We start from the raw sequence: 1,695 nt of genomic DNA, 5'->3' as shown, positions 1-1,695 counted from the left end.
GGCGGCGAGGATACCTTCGACGGTGTCCTCGGGAACATCCGGCCACACGGCCACCCCGACGCTGACCTTGAGGCCGCGCACGGGGCCCGCGCCGGTGCCCAGCAGGCCCACGCGGCAGCGGGCGCGCTCGGCGATGGCCATCGACTCGTCGCGGCCCGCGCCGGGCAGCAGCACCACGAACTCCTCGCCGCCGAACCGGCCGACGCTGTCGCCCCGGCGCACCGACTCGCGGATGACGTCGGCGATGGAGCGCAGCACCTCGTCGCCGGTCTGGTGGCCGTGGGTGTCGTTGATGCCCTTGAAGTGGTCCACGTCGATCATGAGCAGGCCCAGGGAGTCGCCGCGCTGGCGGGTGCGGTTGAGCTCGACGCGCGCCTGCAGGTGCCACGCCTCGGCGTTGAGCAGGCCGGTCTTGGCGTCGGTGCGGGCGGCCAGCTCCAGCTGGTGGATCAGCACGGTGCGGTGCAGCGCGACGGCGGCCACGACCATCGGGAGCGCGAAACCGGGCCACCAGGCCACGGCGAGCGCGACGAAGAACGCGAGGCTGAGCTGGGCGGCCTCCAGGAGGTTGTCCAGGGGGCCGCCGAACAGGTGGGTGCGCGCGCCGGTGGTGAGCACGATGACGCCCGCGACGAGCGCGGTGTTGACCGTCCAGTAGACCGAGCCCGCCCCCATCAGCCCGAGCAGGTCCCAGGGGCCTTCGAGGTGGCCCGCGGCCAGGCTCTCGCGCAGGCCGGTGGCGGTGGCGACCACGTTGGCGGCGAGGGCGACCAGCAGCATCATCGCGGCGGTGAACACGCCCCGGTGGGGCGGGCGGAACGGGTCCCAGCGGCCGACCACCCACCAGCGGTGGGCGTAGAGCACGACCACCAATACTCCGACCAGGGGTGGCGGGAGCAGCAGGGAACCGGCGAATATCCAGATGCTGCACAGGTCGAGGTGCGGCAGACCGGTCGCGTCCCTGCGGGCGCGCTCGATCCAGCGGGAGAAGACCAGGTGCAGCGCTGCGCAGGCGAGCAACACCGCCAGGACGACCCAGTCGTGCCTGGTCGTCGGCTGGCGCGTCGTCGCGGCGGCGGCCACGGCCAGCAGGGCGAGCAGGTCCACCGAGAGCACGTAGCCCAGCGCGCCCCTCGGAAGGGACCATAGTGACCAGCTTCGTCCAACCACGGTTCCCTCGCGCCCGTCCACACCGGACCCCCCGGTTGGTGACCGGCTGGAGCGTCACGGTAACCCTGGGGCGAACGGGTGTCATCCGCTGGTGGGGTGACACGGGTTCTGGGAGGTGATCGCGGTGCGCGAGAAGATCTGGTGATCCCGGTTCCCGACTTGCCCGGTGCGGCCAGTGGAGGAGGTGCTCGGTCATGCGCGAGAAGATCTGGTGAAGACGGTGGGGTTGACGCCCCGCCGCGGTGCGGTCCCCCGGCGCGCCCCATGGGCCCGGTGACCGGTGAGCCCGGCCGCGCGCCACGCGCGCGCGGCCGGGCGTTCAGCCCTCGGCGAGCTGCTCCAGCGGGCCCAGCGCCATCCACCGCGCGGTGACGGCGGCGGCGGCGAGGACGCCGACCCCGGCGGCGATCGCGATGGCCGTGGCGGCCGATCCGGTGGCCGTGGCGAGCAGGCCACCACCGGCCACGCCGACGCCCTGGGCTGCGACCAGGCCGCTGCGGGCGAACCCGAGGGCCTGCCCCCGGC

At 73.9% G+C, this 1,695-nt stretch carries 1 protein-coding gene and 1 pseudogene; both read right to left on the bottom strand.

Going from position 1 to position 1,695, the window contains the following annotated elements; all coding sequences use genetic code 11:
* Positions 1-1,116, bottom strand: a 1,116-nt coding sequence (locus ACTUAL_RS08825) for a diguanylate cyclase (RefSeq protein WP_440899906.1), incomplete at its 3' end; no start/stop codon positions are given.
* Positions 1,117-1,489: 373 nt separating this feature from the next.
* Positions 1,490-1,695: pseudogene (locus tag ACTUAL_RS08820) on the bottom strand (MFS transporter); the annotation flags it as partial.

It is taken from the genome of Actinosynnema sp. (assembly GCF_052038725.1).
This window is presented reverse-complemented; position numbering and strand designations above follow the sequence as displayed.